General features: G+C 72.7%; 16 protein-coding genes and 2 tRNA genes. 9 read left to right on the forward strand and 9 right to left on the reverse strand.

From position 1 onward, the window contains the following. The first annotated feature begins 25 nt into the window (after positions 1-25). From ligD to ABIQ69_RS14920, 5 genes are all read left to right on the forward strand, one after another. Positions 26-1225, forward strand: coding sequence for a non-homologous end-joining DNA ligase (gene ligD, locus ABIQ69_RS14900; RefSeq protein WP_350347913.1), 1200 nt, complete (start codon positions 26-28; stop codon positions 1223-1225). 69 nt (positions 1226-1294) lie between these two features. Then, complete coding sequence (locus tag ABIQ69_RS14905; protein WP_350347914.1) at positions 1295-2440, forward strand: zinc-dependent alcohol dehydrogenase; 1146 nt, start codon at positions 1295-1297, stop codon at positions 2438-2440. Positions 2441-2451: 11 nt separating this feature from the next. Continuing rightward, positions 2452-3027, forward strand: a complete 576-nt coding sequence (locus tag ABIQ69_RS14910) for a hypothetical protein (protein WP_350347915.1) — start codon at positions 2452-2454, stop codon at positions 3025-3027. 53 nt (positions 3028-3080) lie between these two features. Then, entirely contained in the window at positions 3081-3704 is a 624-nt protein-coding gene (locus ABIQ69_RS14915) for an NAD(P)H-dependent oxidoreductase (RefSeq protein ID WP_350347916.1), read from the forward strand. Between the two features lie 130 nt (positions 3705-3834). Next, positions 3835-4125 carry a hypothetical protein gene (locus tag ABIQ69_RS14920; RefSeq protein ID WP_350347917.1) on the forward strand — a complete coding sequence of 97 codons (291 nt, stop codon included), beginning with the start codon at positions 3835-3837 and terminating at the stop codon, positions 4123-4125. Between the two features lie 147 nt (positions 4126-4272). Here the strand turns inward: ABIQ69_RS14920 and ABIQ69_RS14925 are convergent, their stop codons facing one another. Beyond that, positions 4273-6105, reverse strand: a complete 1833-nt coding sequence (locus tag ABIQ69_RS14925) for a DEAD/DEAH box helicase (protein ID WP_350347918.1) — start codon at positions 6103-6105, stop codon at positions 4273-4275. Between the two features lie 69 nt (positions 6106-6174). Between ABIQ69_RS14925 and ABIQ69_RS14930 the strand changes: the two genes are divergently transcribed. Beyond that, complete coding sequence (locus tag ABIQ69_RS14930) at positions 6175-7230, forward strand: DNA polymerase IV (protein ID WP_350350030.1); 1056 nt, start codon at positions 6175-6177, stop codon at positions 7228-7230. Between the two features lie 51 nt (positions 7231-7281). Here ABIQ69_RS14930 and ABIQ69_RS14935 read toward each other — a convergent pair whose 3' ends face one another. Continuing rightward, entirely contained in the window at positions 7282-9849 is a 2568-nt protein-coding gene (locus ABIQ69_RS14935; protein WP_350347919.1) for a LamG-like jellyroll fold domain-containing protein, read from the reverse strand. A gap of 249 nt (positions 9850-10098) precedes the next feature. On the opposite strand from ABIQ69_RS14935, the gene ABIQ69_RS14940 reads away from it, so the two are divergent. Next, complete coding sequence (locus tag ABIQ69_RS14940) at positions 10099-10803, forward strand: DUF2510 domain-containing protein (RefSeq protein WP_350347920.1); 705 nt, start codon at positions 10099-10101, stop codon at positions 10801-10803. A gap of 4 nt (positions 10804-10807) precedes the next feature. Here the strand turns inward: ABIQ69_RS14940 and ABIQ69_RS14945 are convergent, their stop codons facing one another. Beyond that, positions 10808-11515: an alpha/beta hydrolase gene (locus tag ABIQ69_RS14945; RefSeq protein ID WP_350347921.1), complete on the reverse strand. Its 708-nt coding sequence runs from the start codon at positions 11513-11515 to the stop codon at positions 10808-10810. A gap of 49 nt (positions 11516-11564) precedes the next feature. Here ABIQ69_RS14945 and ABIQ69_RS14950 point away from each other — a divergent pair, with 49 nt between their 5' ends. After that, complete coding sequence (locus tag ABIQ69_RS14950; RefSeq protein ID WP_350347922.1) at positions 11565-12260, forward strand: WYL domain-containing protein; 696 nt, start codon at positions 11565-11567, stop codon at positions 12258-12260. 36 nt (positions 12261-12296) lie between these two features. Here ABIQ69_RS14950 and ABIQ69_RS14955 read toward each other — a convergent pair whose 3' ends face one another. From ABIQ69_RS14955 to ABIQ69_RS14965, 3 genes are all read right to left on the reverse strand, one after another. Further along, on the reverse strand, positions 12297-13160 hold the full coding sequence (locus ABIQ69_RS14955) for a hypothetical protein (RefSeq protein WP_350347923.1): 864 nt from the start codon (positions 13158-13160) through the stop codon (positions 12297-12299). A 121-nt stretch (positions 13161-13281) separates the two neighbouring features. Then, a complete protein-coding gene (locus ABIQ69_RS14960) occupies positions 13282-14370 on the reverse strand; it encodes a saccharopine dehydrogenase NADP-binding domain-containing protein (protein WP_350347924.1) in 1089 nt (362 codons plus the stop codon). Between the two features lie 81 nt (positions 14371-14451). Beyond that, positions 14452-15060, reverse strand: a complete 609-nt coding sequence (locus ABIQ69_RS14965) for an NAD(P)H-dependent oxidoreductase (RefSeq protein ID WP_350347925.1) — start codon at positions 15058-15060, stop codon at positions 14452-14454. Positions 15061-15136: 76 nt separating this feature from the next. On the opposite strand from ABIQ69_RS14965, the gene ABIQ69_RS14970 reads away from it, so the two are divergent. After that, positions 15137-15826 carry a TetR/AcrR family transcriptional regulator gene (locus tag ABIQ69_RS14970; protein WP_350347926.1) on the forward strand — a complete coding sequence of 230 codons (690 nt, stop codon included), beginning with the start codon at positions 15137-15139 and terminating at the stop codon, positions 15824-15826. 66 nt (positions 15827-15892) lie between these two features. On the opposite strand, the gene ABIQ69_RS14975 is transcribed toward ABIQ69_RS14970, so the two are convergent. The 3 genes from ABIQ69_RS14975 to ABIQ69_RS14985 all read right to left on the reverse strand — a co-directional run bounded on the left by ABIQ69_RS14975 (position 15893) and on the right by ABIQ69_RS14985 (position 18066). Then, a tRNA-Met gene (locus ABIQ69_RS14975) sits at positions 15893-15966 on the reverse strand. A gap of 38 nt (positions 15967-16004) precedes the next feature. Further along, a tRNA-Thr gene (locus ABIQ69_RS14980) sits at positions 16005-16076 on the reverse strand. A gap of 109 nt (positions 16077-16185) precedes the next feature. After that, a complete protein-coding gene (locus ABIQ69_RS14985) occupies positions 16186-18066 on the reverse strand; it encodes a glycoside hydrolase family 13 protein (RefSeq protein ID WP_350347927.1) in 1881 nt (626 codons plus the stop codon). Positions 18067-18080 lie beyond the last annotated feature (14 nt).

Here is an 18080-nt window from a genome sequence, read left to right on the forward strand (position 1 = left end):
CCGGCCCGGGCATAGGGTGGGCCGGGTGAGCGCGACGGAGTCCGCCGAGGTGCTGGAGATCGATGGCCGCGAGGTGCGCGTGAGCCACCCCGACAAGGTCGTCTTCCCCGAACCCGGCCTCACGAAACTCGATCTGATCAGGTACTACCTCGCGGTGGCCGACGGGGCGCTCCGCGGTGCGGCCGGACGGCCGATGGTGCTGAAACGGTTCGTGAAGGGGATCGACCGCGAGGCGTTCTTCCAGAAGCGGGCGCCGGAGAAGCGGCCCGACTGGATCGACACCGCCACGCTGCACTATGCGCGCGGCACGTCCGCCGAAGAGGTCGTCGTGCGCGACGCCGCCGCCCTCGCCTGGGTGGTGAACCTCGGCTGCATCGACCTTAACCCGCACCCGGTGCGCGCCGAAGACCTCGACCATCCCGATGAGCTGCGCGTCGACCTCGACCCGATGCCGGGCGTCGAGTGGAGCCAGCTCGTCGACGTCGCGTTCGTCGCGCGCGACGTGCTCGCCGAGCACGGGCTCGTCGCGTGGCCGAAGACGTCGGGGTCACGGGGCATCCATCTGCTCGTGCGCATCGAACCGCGCTGGGACTATCGCGACGTGCGCCTCGCCGCCGAGACGCTCGCCCGCGAGGTCGCGCGCCGCGAACCGGGGCTCGCGACCGCGCGCTGGTGGAAGGAGGAGCGCGGCGAACGCGTCTTCGTCGACTTCAACCAGAACGCGAAGGACCGCACGGTCGCCTCGGCCTACTCGGTGCGGCCGCGGCCCGACGCCCGCGTGTCGACGCCGCTCGACTGGGACGAGCTGCGGCTGCGCCGGCCCGAGGAGTTCACCGTCTCGACCGTGCTCGAGCGCTTCGCGGAGCGCGGCGACCCGATGGCGGGCATCGACGACGCCGTCGGCGTGCTCGACGGCCTGCTCGGGCTCGCGGCCGAGCTCGGCCCCGTCGAACGCGACGCCGACGCCGAGCCGCTGCCCGTCATCGAGATCGCCCGAGCTGAGACGAAGGAGGAGGCGCTCGACGGCCTCGAGCGCTGGAAGGCCCGCCACGCGAAGGTCGTCGGCCACCTGCACCCCGCCGACGTGCTCGTCGACGGCATGCGCGGCTCGAGCTCGCTCTGGTACCGCATCCGGGTGAACCTCCAGCACGTGCCCGAGGATGAGCGGCCAGAGCAGGAGCCCCTCGAGGTCGACTACGACCCGTGGAAGGACCGCCGGCCCTGACCGACTCGGCCCGGGACCGCCGGCGCAAGCCCCTTGAGGCACCGCGCCGACGGTGATCGGCTGGCGGGCATGCGAGCCATGGTGTACCGCGGGCCCTACAAGATCCGGGTCGAGGACAAGCCCCTCCCGACCATCGAGCACCCGAACGACGCGATCGTCCGGGTGAGGCTCGCCTCGATCTGCGGGTCGGACCTGCACCTCTACCACGGCATGATGCCCGACACCCGCGTCGGCACCACCTTCGGCCACGAGTTCATCGGCGAGGTGGTCGACGTGGGACCGTCGGTCGAGCGGCTTCGTCCCGGCGATCGGGTGATGGTGCCGTTCAACGTGTACTGCGGCTCGTGCTATTTCTGCCTGCGCGGGCTCTTCTCCAACTGCCACAATGTCAACCCCAACGCGACGGCCGTCGGCGGGATCTACGGGTACTCGCACACCTGCGGCGGCTACGACGGCGGGCAGGCCGAGTACGTGCGGGTCCCCTTCGCAGACGTGGGCCCATCGGTCATCCCGGAATGGCTCGCCGACGAGGACGCACTCATGCTCACCGACGCCCTCGCCACCGGCTATTTCGGCGCCCAGCTCGGCGACATCGCCGAGGGCGACACGGTCGTGGTCTTCGGCGCCGGCCCGATCGGGCTCTACGCCGCCGCTTCGTCCTGGCTGATGGGTGCGGGACGTGTGATCGTGGTCGATCATCTCGACTACCGACTGGCGAAGGCCCGCTCGTTCGCGCACGCGGAAACGCTGAGCTTCACCGAGGTGGACGACGTCGTGGTCGCACTGAAGCGCGCCACCGACGGTCTCGGCGCGGATGTCGTGATCGACGCGGTCGGGGCGGAGGCCGACGGCAACCTCACCCAGCACATCACGGCCGCGAAACTGAAGCTGCAGGGCGGCTCCCCGGTGGCGTTGAACTGGGCGATCGACGCGGTGCGGAAAGGCGGCACGGTGTCGGTGATGGGCGCCTATGGGCCCATCTTCAGCGCCGTGAAGTTCGGCGACGCGCTCAACAAGGGGCTGACGTTGCGGATGAACCAGTGCCCGGTGAAGCGGCAGTGGCCGAGGTTGCTCGAGCATGTGCGCGCGGGCTACCTGCAGCCGAGCGCGATCATCACGCACCGCATCCCGTTGGAGCACATCGCCGAGGGGTACCACATGTTCTCCGCGAAGCTCGACGACTGCATCAAGACCGTCGTCGTCCCCGGCGCCTGAAGGGAGCCCTCATGCCGTACACGCCCGCCCCGCATCTGCCCCGCCACGACCCGGAGGCCCTCCGTCGCCGGATCCCGGGATGGGGCGTCGACCTCGATCCCGCCGACCGTCCGGCCGTGCCGCGCGAGCTCGCCCTCACGGTCGAGGACACGGGGGCGCACTGGGACCTCCCCGAGCCGCAGCCAGAGCATGCGCCTCGGGAGCGGTCGATCGAGCACCTCATGCTGCCGCCGGTGTTCGGCACGGCGGCGCCGTTGCACGGGCTCTCCGGGCGGATCCGGGCGTTCGCGTACCGCCGGTACAGCGAGGGGCGGGCGGCGCACTGGCTGCTGCTCATCCTCGGAGACCGCGTCGAGGCGGCCGGCAGCCACCTCCGCTCGTTCGTGTCGAAGCGCCCCGACAACCTGCTGACGGAGACGGGCGTCCTCAGCGAGCGCCGTCGCCACGGTGTCGCGTCGCGATTCGGGCGAGGCCGCGCCGACCTCTCGCACCAGTGGATCGACCCGATCCTCGTCGCGGGGCCGTGGCTCCTCGCCGTCGCCGGCGCGGCGGTCGTCGGGCGGGCACTCGTGCGACGGCGGCGCTGAGGGCGGCGCGTCAACCCCCTGACACGCGCGCCGGACGCGACCAGGCTCGGGGCATGGAGACGAACACCCTCACCGCCATCGCCCTGGTCTGCACGCTGAGGCCCTCCCCTGCGCCCTCGAGCAGTGAGAAACTCGCCCGCGAGGTGCTCCGCGAGCTCGAACGGCACGGCGTCTCAGGCGATCTGGTCCGCATCGTCGACCACGACGTGAAGCCGGGCGTCACCACCGACGAGGGCGAGGGCGACGCCTGGCCGGCGATCCGCGACCGAGTGCTCGCCGCCGACGTGCTCGTGCTGGCGACGCCGACCTGGATGGGGCACCCCTCGAGCGTCGCGCAGCGGGTGCTGGAGCGGCTGGACGCCGAGCTCTCGGAGACGGATGCCTCGGGCCGGCCGACCATGTTCGGCACGGTCGGCATCGTCGCCGTCGTCGGCAACGAAGACGGCGCGCACGCGATCGTCGCCGATGTCGAGCAGGCGCTGAACGACGTGGGCGTGACGATCCCGGCGCAGGGCTCGACGTACTGGAACGGCGAGGCGATGGCGAAGACCGACTACCTCGATCTGCCCGCGACGCCCGAGTCGACGGCGTCGGCGACGGCCACGGCGGCCCGGAACGCGGCCCATCTGGCCGGGTTGCTGAAGAGCGACCCGTATCCCGCGCCCGCGGGCGCCTAGGGTCGCGCAGTCGCGTGGCATCCGCAAGGGGTTGAGGCGGTCCGCGCGTCTCGGCATCGTGGACGGTTCATGTGCCGCCGGCGCATGCCCGCGCCGCAGGGCGCGGTGACCACACCGGAAGGGAGCCACCATGCTCACGCTCACCGACACCGCCAGCACCGTCGTGAAGGAGATCGTCTCCCGCAGCGGCGGACCTGACACGGGCGGGCTGCGGATCGACGCGGACTCCCCGCAGTCGAAGGACTTCCAGGTCGCGATCGTCCCCGGCCCCGAGGCGCAGGACCAGGTCGTCGAGCAGGACGGCGCGCACGTCTACCTCGGCCAGGCGGCCGACGAGGCGCTCACCGACAAGATGCTCGACGCCCGCGTCGACGAGGAGGGGCGCGTCGCGTTCGACGTGCTGCCCCAGTCGATCTCGTAGCGGCGTGACCGCCGCCCGTTCCGCGACCGCCGCGGAACGAGCCGACCCGGGCAGGGGCCGTGCATCGGCCCCTGCCCGGGTCGTCTGCGTTCGCGGCGTCTTCGTCAGGGCGCCCCGGTTGCGAGTCGCCGTCCGCGCCGCCGCTGCTCAGCTGCTGCGGTGCCTCGGCTTCCGCGCCGGCCGCTCGTCGCCGTCGGTGCGCTCGCGCGGCGCCCACTCACGGGGCGCCCTCGCCGGGCCGCCGCGATCGGGCCGCAGCTCGATCAGCCGGCCCGAGATTCGGGTCCGCTCGAGACGCTCGAGCGTGTCGGGCGAGAGGTCGGCGGGCAGCTCGACGAGCGAGAAGTCGGGCCTGATCTGGATCGCTCCGAAGTCGGCGCGGCTGAGCCCGCCCTCGTTGGCGAGCGCGCCGACGATCTGCCGCGGTTCGACGCGCTGGCGCCGGCCGACCGCGATGCGGTAGGTCGCCATGGCGCCCCCACCTCGGCGCCGACCGCCATCGCGGTCGTCGTCGCGGCCCCTCCCGCGGTCGCGGTCACGGGTATCGCGCCGGTCGTCGCGGTCGCGATCCCGGTCGCGACGCGCTCCGCGGTCGCGCTCGGCGTACGCGGGCCGTTCGGGCTCGGGCTCGAGCAGCAGCGGGTCGTCGCCCTGCGCGACCACGGCGAGCGCCGCCGCCACGTCGACCTCGGGCACGTCGTGGTGGCGGACGTAGTGGGCGATGATGTCGCGGAAACGCTCGATCCGCTCGCCCTCGCCGAGCGCCGCCGTGATGCGGTCGTCGAACCGCGCGAGGCGGGTGGTGTTGACCTCGTCGACGCTCGGCAGCTGCATCTGCGTGATGGGCTGCCGGGTCGCCTTCTCGATGCGCGCGAGCAGCGAGCGCTCGCGCGGCGTGACGAAGCTGATCGCGTCGCCCGTGCGGCCCGCGCGGCCGGTGCGGCCGATGCGGTGCACGTACGGCTCGCTGTCGGTCGGGATGTCGAAGTTCACCACGTGGCTGATCCGCTCCACGTCGAGGCCGCGCGCCGCGACATCCGTGGCCACCAGGATGTCGAGCTTGCCCGACTTCAGCTGATTCACGGTGCGCTCGCGCTGCGCCTGCGGCACGTCGCCGTTGATCGCGGCGGCCGAGTAGCCGCGCGCGCGGAGCTTCTCGGCGAGCTCCTCGGTGACGTTCTTCGTGCGGACAAAGATGATCATGCCCTCGAAGTTCTCGACCTCGAGGATGCGCGTGAGGGCGTCGACCTTCTGCGCGTAGGAGACGACGAGGTAGCGCTGGGTGATGTTCGCCGAGGTCTGGGTCTTCGCCTTGACCGTGATCTCCTCCGGGTCGCGGAGGTACTGCTGCGAGATGCGGCGGATCGCGGCGGGCATGGTGGCGGAGAAGAGCGCCACCTGCTTGTCGTCGGGGGTGTCGGCGAGGATCGTCTCGACGTCCTCGGCGAAGCCCATCTTCAGCATCTCGTCGGCCTCGTCGAGCACGAGGTACTTCAGCTCGCCGAGGTCGAGGGTGCCCTTGTCGAGGTGGTCCATGATGCGACCGGGGGTGCCGACGACGATGTGCACGCCGCGGCGGAGTGCCGACAGCTGCACGCCGTAGCCCTGACCGCCGTAGACGGGCAGGATGTGCACGCCCTTCAGGTGTGCGGCGTACCGTTCGAACGCCTCGCACACCTGCAGCGCGAGCTCGCGGGTGGGGGCGAGCACGAGGGCCTGCGGGGTCTTCTGCGACACGTCGAGGCGCGCGAGGATGGGCAGCGCGAACGCGGCCGTCTTGCCGGTGCCCGTCTGGGCGAGGCCGACGACGTCGCGCCCCGACAGCAGCGGGGGGATCGTGGCGGCCTGGATGGCGGAGGGGGTCTCGTATCCGACGTCGTTCAGCGCTTTGAGCACCGCACCGTCGAGACCGAGGTCGGAGAACGTCGTGGCGGGCTCCTCGGGAGCCCTCTCCGCGACCCGGACATCGTCTGAAGTCACGCTTCAGGGTACTCTCCCCCGCATGCCCGCGGCAGACTGGGGGGCGTGAGCCGGCCACCGGACGCCTGGGTGCTGCACGTCGACCTCGACCAGTTCGTCGCGGCCGTCGAGGTGCTGCGGCGCCCGGAGCTCGCCGGCCGGCCCGTCGTCGTCGGCGGCCGCGGCGACCCGACGGAGCGCGCCGTCGTCTCGACGGCGTCGTACGAGGCGCGCGAGTTCGGCGTGGGGTCGGGGATGCCGCTGCGCATCGCCGCCCGCAAGGCGCCCGACGCCGTGTTCCTGCCGGTGGATGCCCCGGCGTACACGGCGGCCTCGGAGGAGGTCATGGCCGCGCTCCGCGCACAGCCCGGCGCGGTGGTGCAGGTGCTCGGCTGGGACGAGGCGTTCGTCGGCGTGCGCACCGAGGACCCCGAGGCGTACGCCCGACGGCTGCAGGAGGCGGTGTTCGAGGCGACCCGGCTGCACTGCAGCGTCGGCATCGGCGACACGCTGGTGCGCGCGAAGGTGGCGACGGGCTTCGGCAAGCCGCGCGGGGTGGCCCGGCTCACTGCGGCGAACTGGCTCGAGGTCATGGGCCCTCGGCCGACGAGGGAGCTCTGGGGCGTCGGCGCGAAGGTCTCGAAGCGTCTGGCGGCGCTCGGCATCACGACGGTCGCGGAGCTCGCCGCCGCCGATCCGGCGGTGCTCGCGGCCGAGTTCGGCCCGCGCATGGGCCCCTGGTACGGCGAGCTCGGCCGCGGCGAGGGGGCGAGCGAGGTGGATGACACGCCCTGGGTCGCGCGCGGCCACAGCCGGGAGACGACCTACCAGCAGGACCTCGAGGACCCCGGCCAGGTCGAGGCCGCGCTCCGCGAGCTGGCCGAGCGCGTGCTCGACGACGTCGCCGCGGAGGGCCGGCCGGTGGTAGGGCTGACGCTGAAGGTGCGCTACGCCCCGTTCGAGACGAAGGTGTTCACGAAGCGGATCCACGAGACCGGCGATCGCTCGGTCGTGCTCGACCGGCTGCTCGACCTCTCGGCACGCATCGAGCCAGGGCGTGGCATCCGCCTGCTCGGCGTGCGTGCCGAGATGACGATGCCCGAGGACGCCCGTGAGGGGCACACGCCCACGCGCGGCGGGTGGTGACGGGGCCGATGGGCGACTCGCCCATCGGCCCCGTCGGGCGCGGTCTCCGACCTACTCGGCGGCGGCGCGTGCGCGGCGCCGCACCACGACGAGCGCGGCACCGCCCGCGGCGAGCAGCAGCAGCGCGAGGCCGCCGACCCACGCTCCCTCGAAGCCGGTCGAGGCGAGGTCGCGCTCGCTTCCGCCGGCGGTCGTCGAGCCGGCTCTGCCATCCGGAGCGCCGCCGCCGCCCGCGCCCGGTCCGGCACCGGGACCGGTGCCGGGGTCGACCGGCGCGGCCGCGATCGTGAACGACCCCGTGATCGGGTCGGACACCCGGGTGCCGAAGCCCTGCCGCAGCTCGAACTCGTAGACGCCCGGCTCGGAGAGCGCGGCACGGATGCCGCCCGCCCCGACGGCCATCGCCGCGACCCCCGCGCCGCCACCGACGCCGGACACCGCCGGCGTGCCGAGCTCGATGCGCCAGGCGCCCGAGTCGTCGACGACCGCCTCGCCCTCGAGCCCGCCGGTCAGCGTCACGGTCGCGCCCGGCGTGCCGGCGCCCTCGATCGCCTCGACCGTCGAGCCGGCGGGCAGCTGGCCGCTCGGCACCTCGGCCGCGAAACCCTCGAGCGAGGGCCGCGCCGTCAGCCATTGATCGGGCGTCGTCGGGTGGTCGATCACGCGCGTCTCGCCGATGCAGCCGTTCCAGCCGTTGCGTGCCGCGTCGTCGACCCAGTCGGCCCCGAAGATCCACGGCATGCCGCCGTTGACGCTCTGGCCGAGCACGTCGGTGGCGTTGCGGAGTACGGGCGCGCCGTCGACGTACATCGTGGTGCGGGACGTCGCCGAGTCGTTCACGAGTGCGACGTGCACCCAGCGGTCGAGGATGATCTCACCCGACCAGGAGGTCCGGTCGCCCTTCGTGGTCGTGACCGGCACCTCGGTCCATTGGAACTCCTTCAGGTTGGAGATGCCGAGCGCGGCCGGCGACGCGGTGTAGTCCCACTGCGACCAGGGCATGCCGGGCAGCTGCGAGCGGTTGCCGCTGCGGACGATGGCCTTCGACCAGGCGTTCGCCTCCGAGGTCCACGACGGGTCGACCTTCAGGAACGTCTCGATCGTGTAGCCCTGCTCGAACCGCAGGTCGTTGACGGGGGCATCCGCGGCGGTGGCGAGATAGCTGAACCGGTCGGTGCGCTGGTCGGCGTTCGCGAAGCAGATCGCGGCGCCGTCCGACGAGAACGGGTTCGCGTCGGTGACGACCGCCACGTCGCCCGGCTGGGCGGTGCCCGACCCGGAGTCGGCGATCGCGACCCGGGCGAGGTCCGCGTCGCCCGCGACATCCTCGAACGTCTGTCCCTCTGCCACTGGGCCTTCGCCCTGTGCGCCGAACCGCCAGTGGGCGACCGTGCCGTCGACCTCGACGAAGTCGTCGCGCGAGCCCGGCTGCGCCAGACCGATCGGGTCGGGGCCCTCGAAGCCGTCGAGCAGCAGGTCGCGCGCGACCTGGGTGAGCGAGGGCTGGTCGGCCGGACCGGTCTCGAAGTCGGGCGCGAAGCCGGCGAAGCGCTCGGCGAAGTCGATATCCAGCGTGTACTGCTGGTTCGCCGCCTCCAGGAACGGCTGGTCGTACGAGGTGAGCGACTCCTGCGGCTTCTGCACCACCCAGGGCGACGCCGTCTGCACGGAGATGCGACCGGCGCCCAGGTCGAACTCGACGAGCCCGAGGTAGCCGTTGCCGCCCTCGTAGGCCATCTGGTGGTCCATGAGGATATGCGTCACCTCGTGGCCGGCGTCGTTCGCGCGGGTGTAACGGGTGGACCCGTGGAAGTGGCCGTTGAAGGTGAGGAAGATCTGGTCGTTGCCCCGGATGAGCCGCTCCCAGAGCCGCTCGCCGTACGCGTCGAGGCGCGCGGTCACCGCGTCGGCGTCGATGTTGATCAGCGAGTGCGTCGTGAGGATGGTCGGCAGGGTCGGGTGGGCGTCGAGCACGCCCTGCGCCCAGGCGAGGGACGCGTCGGAAGAGCGCCAGCCGAGCGCGAGCACGAGGAACTCCTGACCCTGGGCCTCGAACACGTGATACCGGTTGAAGCCGGTCGGGTCGCTGCCGCCGTAGCCGGGGACCGCCTCGGCGCGCGACGTGCCGAACCACTGCAGGTAGGGCTCGGCGGCGAGGTCGTAGTCGGTGTCGTACCAGTCATCGCGCGAGTTCCGCACGTCGTGGTTGCCGGCGAGGATCGAGTACGGCATGCCCGCCTCGTCGAGCGTGTCCATGGCGCGATCGGCCGCCTGCCACTCGACGCCCCGGTTCACCTGGTCGACGACGTCGCCGAGGTGGGCGACGAACGGGATGTTCAGCTCGTCGCGGTGTTCGGCGAGCCACTCCGTCTGCACGGCGAACGGATCGCTGCCGTACCGCGGCACGAACTGGTCGGCCGAATAGCGGGAGTAGAACTGGGTGTCGGGCAGCACGGCGAGCGTGAACCGAGAGCCGAGTTCGCCCGGCTCGGCTTCGGCCGCCGTGGCGAGCGTGGGGGCGGTGAGCAGGGCACCGGCCGCGGCGAGCGCGGCACCGGCGGCGAGCGAGCGGATGCCGCGCCGCGGTGCGGCCCGGTGGCGTGGGGGAACGAGCGTCACGCGAGTCCAATCCTTCGAACGGGATGCCGCCCAGGGTTCGGGCAGCCTCGATCACGCTGGCCAGGTCGGGTGAACGGGAACCGTCGGCAGCTGGTCGTCGGCCTGAACCGGACGGGAAGGGGAGCCCGGCTCCGGCGCGGCGGCGTCCGCCCGCGATGCGGCGCGACTCCCGCCCGACGCGGTGCGGCTTTCCCGGTCGCGGTCGCGCGCTCACCGCTACCATGACGTCGACGAAGAGACGGGAGCGGCATGACCGACGGCACCGGACAGCAGATCGCGGCGGGCTGGTACCCCGACCCCGCGGGCTCGGGAGGGCAACGCTGGTGGGACGGCACCGGCTGGACGTCGCACGTCGCGCCGCCGGTCGTGGCCCCGGCCTCGGCCGCGGCCGCGCCCGCCGCCCCGGTGGCTCCGCCGGCTCCTGCAGCTCCCGCTGCTCAGCCGTACCGGCCGGAGCTGGTCGGCGGAGACATCCAGGTGCCGGCGTCGACGCCGACCGGTACCGTGTGGATTTGGCTGCTCATCTTCGTGCCGCTCGTGTCCCTCCTCCCGCTGTTCCTCTGGGACCCCCTCAGCTCGATGTCGGGTGCGCTCACTCAGCCGTACGCAGCCCCGTTCGCGACGTTCCTCGACCCGGGGTACCTCCTGATCACTGGGCTGAGCTGGGTCGTCTACGGGGTTAGCGTGTGGTTCGCCTTCCTCGACTCCGCGGCGCTCGCCCGCCTGGGGTACGCCCGCCGATTCCACTGGGCGTGGACGTTCCTCTCCTCGCTCGTATACGTCATCGGGCGGAGCGTCGTCGTGCGGCGACAGGCCGGCGGCCGCGGGCTCGGGCCGCTCTGGACGGTCGTCGCCGTCAACGTGGCCGCGTTCTGCGTCTCGATCGTGTGGATCATCTGGGTGACGGTGCGCATCTTCGAGTTCAGCATGGCGTCGGCGCTCACGACCTACTGACGCCTCAGGCCGCGGGCCGCCCGGCGCCGGCTCGATCCGCGTCGAGGAAGGTCTGAATGGCGGCCGAGGTGCGATCCGGGCACTCGAGCATGGGCAGGTGTCCCGACGGGAGCTCGCCGCTCCAGTGCTCGCCGAGCCGCTGCGCGAACCGGCGCTGCAGCGCGGCGGGGAACTCCGGGTCTCGCGTCGTGCCGAGGTAGCCGCGGGCGGCGGTGAACGGGCCGTCACCGGTGCGGTCGAGGTAGAGCCTCGACGACTCGGGGGCGAACTCGGCGACGAGCCGGTCGGCGGTCGCCTCCGGGATTCCCGCGGCGACGCCCCGGCGGATGGCGGACTCCGGCGGCCGGGTGCCCGCGAGGCGGAGCATCGCCGCGAGCAGCCAGCGGTTGGGCGCGGGCATCGCCGACACGAACGAGTCGCCCGGCGCCGGGACGGCCGCGGCGAGCCCGAGGACCGCGGCGACCCGGTCGGGCGCGCGCCGCGCGAGCTCCAGGCCCACGACGCCGCCGATGGAGTGGGCGACGACGGCGAACCGCTCGGCGGGGGCGGCATCCAGTGCGGCTGCGACGTGGTCGGACAGGGAGGCATCCGGGTCTGTAGGCCGGGGCGCGACCGCGCTCGTGGACGGGAGCGACGCGCGGACGTCGTCCCAGATCCACGGCTGGAGGCCGGCACCGCTGAGGAAGAGGACGGGAAGGCTGGTTTCGGTCATACGGCCATGCTTTCGGCCGCGGATGTCACCCCTATGTCACCATTTCTGGATGAATCGCACCGACCGGCTCTACGCGCTCCGCGAGGAGCTCCGCCGCGCCGGGGAGGCCGGGCGCACCGCGGAACGACTGGCCGAGACGTTCGAGGTGAGCGTCCGCACCGTGAAGCGCGACATCTCCTCGCTGCAGCAGGGCGGCTTCCCCGTGTGGGCGAGGCCCGGGCCGGGCGGCGGGTACGTCGTCGACCGGCACGCGACCCTCCCGCCGGCGAACTTCACCGAGTCCGAGATCGCCGGGCTCGCCGCGGCCGTGTCGGCCCACCGCGGACAGCCGTTCGAACAGCACGCCCGACTGGTCCTCACGAAGGCCCTCGGACTGCTGGGCGCAGCGGCGAGAACTCGCGCCGAAGCGCTCACCAGCCGGGTCTGGATCGACGCCGACTCCGAAGCCTCCGAAGCCGCCGCACGAGGCGGCATCGAGCGCGCCCTGAGCGAGATGCGCATCGTCTCGCTCCGCGTGCGCGACCGCGATGGGGGCCTCACCGAGCACCGCGTCGACCCCATCCTCCTGGCCCGCACCCGCGGCCACTGGTATTTCGTCGGCCACTCCGACACGGTCGGCGCGATCCGCTGGTTCCGGCTCGACCGCATCGACCGGGCCAGCCCGACGAGCGAGCCGGCGTCGGGCATCCCCGTCAGCGAGGTGGGTGCTCCGCCCGCGACCGCCGCTCCCCTCAGTGCGTTCTGAGCAGGCCGACGCGCTCAGGCGCGGGGGGCGTCGCCGTCAGTCTTCCGGCGCGCGGTAGCGCTCCTCCGGCTGGAAGGCGATCTCCGCCGACTCGTCGAACTCGAGAGCGACCGAGCCCTCGCCGTCGGTCAGGACGACCATGCGCGTCCCGACGACGGGGACGCGATCGGCGTCCGCGCGCATGCGAGCCCGCGCGAGCCGCTGGGCGCCGTCGGCGTCGTAGGTCGCCTCGATCGTGAACTGCGGCTGGCTGCCGACCCAGTGGTTGCCGAAGGTCACATCCGTGAGCACGGCCGCGTGGCGCCGTCCGTTCGCGCGAAGTCGCTCGAGGGTCCGCTGGCGCGACCGCGCGTGGTGGATCGCCCCGGGCAGTCGGCACAGGATCACGAGCGCCCACACGGCGTAGACGGCGCCGATGAGGGCGCTCAGCTCGCGAGGGATGTCGGGCGCAGTGGCGATCCGCTCGAGGTCGAACGGCGGCTCGGGGTCGGTGCGGAGGCTCGCGGCGAGCCATCCCGCCGTGCCGGCGGCCAGACCCGCGCTCACCGTCAGCCAGGCGAGGAGGCCGGCCACCCGCGTCTGACCGAACGAGGCCTTCGCACGTTCGTACACCCAGATCGACTGGAGGATCGCGAACCAGCCGAGCGCCAGCGCGGCCACCGCCGCCCACGGGCTCCCCAACACTCGGCCGACCTCCGAGCCCGGAGCGAGACCGAACAGGGCGGCGGACATCACGAACGACACGATCGCCCACGTCGCCCAGCCGAGCACGATCCGCAGGATCACGGCCGCGCCGAGGCGTCCGACCGGCCGGCCGGGCTCGAGCGTCGTCATCCGCCCGCCGCGATCCGTGGTCGACAGGGTGGGCAGGCGGTCGACCGCCGTGATCTCATTCGACACGCGTGCCCTCCTCCGCTGCGCTGTCCCTATCAGAGCACGTCGCAGGCGCCGCGATCAACGAGTCCGGTCGGGTCGGTCGAGGGCTAGGTCAGGACGCTGGGGATCCGCGTGCTCGACGCTGCTACCGCACCGCCTGAACCGCGGACGCCTGCTGCAGCGACCAGCTGAGGTCGGGCCTCAGCTCGTCGAGGAAGCTCGCCGCGTCGAACATGGCGCCGGCCGAGGCGACCCCCGTGGTGCGAGTCCGGCCTTCGAGGATGCGCTCGACCGCTGTGACGGCGAGCGGGCCGGTGATGGCGTAGATGTCGCGACCCCAGGCGGCGGCACGGCGCTGCTCCGTTCCGCGGCGGACCACGACGTCGACGACGAAGGTCTGCTCCGATCGGCCCCGCTCGTCGGAGCTGTCTGGGCCCGGAGTCTCGGGCGAGATGAGCTGCGTCACCGCGTCGACGGTCATGAAGCAGGTCACCTCGGGCACGCGCAGGTGCTTCGGGATGGTGACGATGTCGGCCATCGAGAAGTGGCTCCGCACCTGGCGTGCGCCGGCCTCGGGGAAGTCCCACTCGGTCGTCTCCGACAGGTCGTCGCCGTACTGGAGGCCGCCCTCGCGGTAGGTGACGTGGCGCCCGTCGCGTCGCTCCCGGGAGACCGCGCCGGCGGCGCGCGTGCCGACGGTCGGCCGCCAGCCGCTCAGACCGTACGCGACGAGCACCTCGTCGGCGTCCTCCCAGTCGTCTGCGGCGACTGTCGCGAGCAGGTCGCCCAACCCTCCGAAGAAGGCCATCGCCGGGACGACGACCGCATGCTCCGCGCCCGCCTGAGCCCCGAATCGGCTGAAGGTGTCCTCGTTCGCCTCGATCTCGGCGGCGACGTCGACGTAGGCGGCGCCTCGCCTCAGCGCCGCCTCGAGCAGCGGTCCCGCGGTCAGCGCGAACGGCCCGGCGCAGTTGACGACGACCGCGACATCCCTCATCGCGTCGTCGAGCGCGGCGGCATCGGTCACGTCGGCGGCCCGCGCCTCGAGACCATGCGCCTCGGCGAGTCGCTCGAGCGCCGCAGCGTCGCGCCCGGCGAGCACCGGCCGACGTCCGCGTCGGAGGAGTTCGTCGACCACGAATCGCCCGGTGTGCCCGTATGCCCCGTAGACCAGGATGCCCCGGCCGTCTGCGGAGCCCGCCGACGCGGCGTGCCCCTCCGTGTGCTGCTGCACTCCGTCTCCTTCGTCAGACCCTGCGGCGGCGCCCGCCGCGAGTGAACCTATCAGGCGGCACGGACACCGCGACCGAGGTGCTCACGCGGTGAGCGCGGGCGTCCGGATGGGGCGCAGCGCGCGCGACCACGTCGCGACCTCGTCCACCACCCGCGCCAGGTCGTCCGCGTGGCGGGCATCCGGGGCGAATACGCCGGTGGCGGTCGGGTCGCCGAGGTCGACGCCGCGGTAGTCGAAGTCGGTGTACGTGTTCAAGACCACCTGCGACCGGACCACCGCGAGGTGCAGCTCGGCGGCGACCTGCCGCAGCTGCTCGACGGCGCGGACCCCGCCGTTGACGCCGTAGCTCACGAAGCCAACGGCCTTGTGGTGCCACTCGGCGAAGAGGAAGTCGATGGCGTTCTTGAACGGCCCGGGCACGCCGTGGTTGTACTCGGGGGTCACGAAGAGGTACCCGTCGAACGAGTCGATCGCCTCCGACCACCGTCGGGTGTGCTCGTGGGCGTAGATCCCCCACGCACCCGGAGCGGGTTCGTCGAGGACCGGGAGGGCGAAATCGGCGATATCGACGAGTTCGAGCTCGACGCCCTCGGGCGCCGTCCGGCGCGCGGTGGCGAGGGCCCAGTCGGCGACGGCCGCACCGCGGCGGTGGGTGCGGGTACTGCCGAGCACGATGGCGAGACGGATCATGAGGCGACCTTCCTGTAAAGTACAACGGGTACTTTACACACTAGGCTGGTCCGCGACGCAACCCACGAGGAGCACCGTGACCGCACATCCCGCGACGCACGAACCCCCCGCCGGTGCCCGCCCGGAGAAACGGCGGGCGATCCTCGCCGGCGCGCGCGACGTGTTCGCGCGCGACGGCTTCTCGCGCGCGAGCATCGACGCGATCGCCTCGGCCGCCGGGGTGTCGACCCGCACCATCTATAAGCACTTCGGCGACAAGACCGCACTGTTCGAGGCCGTCGTGATCGAGTCGTCGCGAACGGTCGCCGAGGCCGAGATCGCGGCGCTCGACGCCCACCTCGGGGCGGTGTCGAGCGCCGACGACGTCGAGGGGGCGCTCCGGACGTTCGCACTCGCGTGGCTCGGCGCGACGGGACGCCCGGCAGACGACCACGAGCTCGTCACGCACCGCGCACTGATCGCGCAGCTGCGCACGGACGCCGCGCAGCTGCCGGCCGAACTCCGCCGGGCCTGGTGGGCGGACGGCCCCGGACGCGTCCGGGGCGCCCTCGCCGCCGTGTTCGAGCGGTGGTCGTCGCGAGGATGGATCGAGGTCGAGGATGCCCCGCTGGCCGCGGCCCAGTTCTCGGCGTTGGTCGCGGCCGTCCCCGACCCGCTCGAGACCGACGTGTCGGATGCGACGCGCGCGAAGCGGATCGCCGCAGGCGTCGCGACGTTCGTTCACGGGGTGTCGAACCGCAGCTCGAGCGGGCGCCGGCCCGGCTGATCGCCGACCCGCCCGAACGGCGGAGCCGGCAGGTCGTCGCGCGAGCCGCGCGAGAGTCTGATGCGGTAGCGAGGGCGGGACTCGAACCCGCGACACCACGATTATGAGCCGTGTGCTCTAACCACCTGAGCTACCCCGCCGCGAGGCTTTCGGCCGAACGAGTCGAACCGAGAACCAGAGCCCCGAGTCAGGATTGAACTGACGACCCCTTCCTTACCATGGAAGTGCTCTACCACTGAGCTATCGGGGCGTGCTGCCGCTCGCGGCAACCGTACGAGGATATCACCTCGCGGGCGGTGCTCCGAATCGGCTCCGACATCGGTCGACGGCCGCCTCGAGGCGCCCTCCGAACGGGGCGTTCACCACTCCGGGCCGGGCACTCCGGGCAGCCGCCAGGCCGCGAAGGCAGGCCCGTCGGAGGCGAGGATCATGGTGTCGCCGGACGACTCGACCCGCACCGATCCGAACGCCACGAGCCGCTCCGCGAGCGCCTCGGGCGAGGCGTGCTGCAGCTGCGGCAGCGCCGCCTCGTCGAGCTCGAGCCGGGCGGCGTCGCGTGCGGCGAGCACCAGCACCGAGGCATCCGCCGACTCGCGCACGAAGGCGACCGCGTCGTCGCCGACGGCAAGCCAGCGGAGGCCGCCCGTCGCCAGCACGTGGTTCGACCGGCGCAGGCCGATCAGCGCGCGGTACGCCTCGAGCATCGGTGCGACGGCGGGGCCGCCTTCGCTCCCCCACGGCATCGGCGTGCGACTCGCCTCGCCATCGACGCCCGTGAGCCCGAACTCGTCGCCCGCCCATACCACCGGCAGGCCCGGCAGGGCGACCGCGAGGCCGAACGCGACCGGCGGCGTTCCGGGCCGGGCGTGCGTGGCGAACCGCGGCGTGTCATGCGTGTCGAGCGCGTTCATCGTCGCGAGGCGCGTGCGCCACGGGAACCCGGCCGCGAAGCGGCGGTGCGTCTCGACGAACTCGGGTCCCGTGAGGGTCGGTACGCGGCCGAGCGCGAAGCCGATGCCGCCGCCCGCAGGACTCCCCGGCTGCTGCAGCCAGCCCCAGAGCGGCCGGGTGAAGGGCGTGTAGGTCATCGCGCCGTGCCACGCATCGCCCTGGAAATCGGACGCCGCATCGTTGGTGGACTCCCCGAGCAGGACGGTGTCGGGGTTCACCTCGAGCATGGTGCGCCGGATGGTCCGGCGCACCTCGGCGTTCAGGTCGACCGAGCCGAGCCGCCCGGTCATGTTCGCCACGTCGATACGCCAGCCGTCGAGCCCGAACGGCGCCTTCAGGTACCGGGCCACCACCGAGTCGGGGCCCTCGATGAAGCGGCGCCGCAGCTCGGCCGACGACCAGTCGAATTTCGGCAGGCTCGGCACACCGAGCCAGGACTCGTACGAGCCGTCGTCGCGCAGGTAGTAGAACTCGCGCTCGGGCGCCGACAGGTCGGCCTTCGCCGCCTGGGACCACTCGTGCGCGTCGCCCGAATGGTTCGAGGTGAGGTCGCCGATGACGCGGATGCCTCGCGCGTGCGCAGCCTCGACGAGCCGGACGAGCGCCTCGTCGCCGCCGAGCAGATCGTCGACGCGGTCGAACGTCGTGGCGTCGTAGCGGTGGTTCGAACGTCCGGGGAACACGGGCGTGAGGTAGAGCAGGTTCACGCCGAGCGCCTCGAGGTGGTCGAGCCGCTCCCGCACGCCGTCGAGGTCGCCGCCGTACACCTGCTGCGAGCGGCCCGGCGGTTCGGGGTCGACCGGGTCGGACCACTCGGCGGGGATCGCCCAGGCGGGCAGCTCGCGCGAGTCCGCGGCATCCGATCGCGCGAACCGGTCGGGGAACACCTGGTACAGCACCGATTCCGCCGCCCACTCGGGCGCCGGAGGGTGGGCGACCAGCCGGAAGTCGTCCTGATCGCGCGTCTCGATCGCCGAGAGGCCGAGCTGGTTCAGCCACCGCTGCCGGCCGTCCTCCCCCACGAGCAGCCACCGGTAGCCGTGCTCGGGGTTCTCGACCTCGACCTCGGCCTCCCACCAGTCCCAGCCGCCGATCGAGCGGCCGGCCGGAGACTCCACGCGGCGCGCCTCGCTGAACCGCGGCTCGTGGTTCGGGTTCGATCGCGTGCCCGCCCACGCGAGCGGGCCGAACGCGTGCGGCACCCGCAGCCGCACGCGCACGACCTCGCCGAGCTCGGGCGTCGCCGTGGAGACGTGCAGCGGAGATCCGTCGTGGTGCGGGGTCAGCATGCCCGGAGCGTATC

The sequence above is a fragment of the Agromyces sp. G08B096 genome, assembly GCF_040267705.1.
Classification (GTDB): Bacteria; Actinomycetota; Actinomycetes; order Actinomycetales; family Microbacteriaceae; genus Agromyces.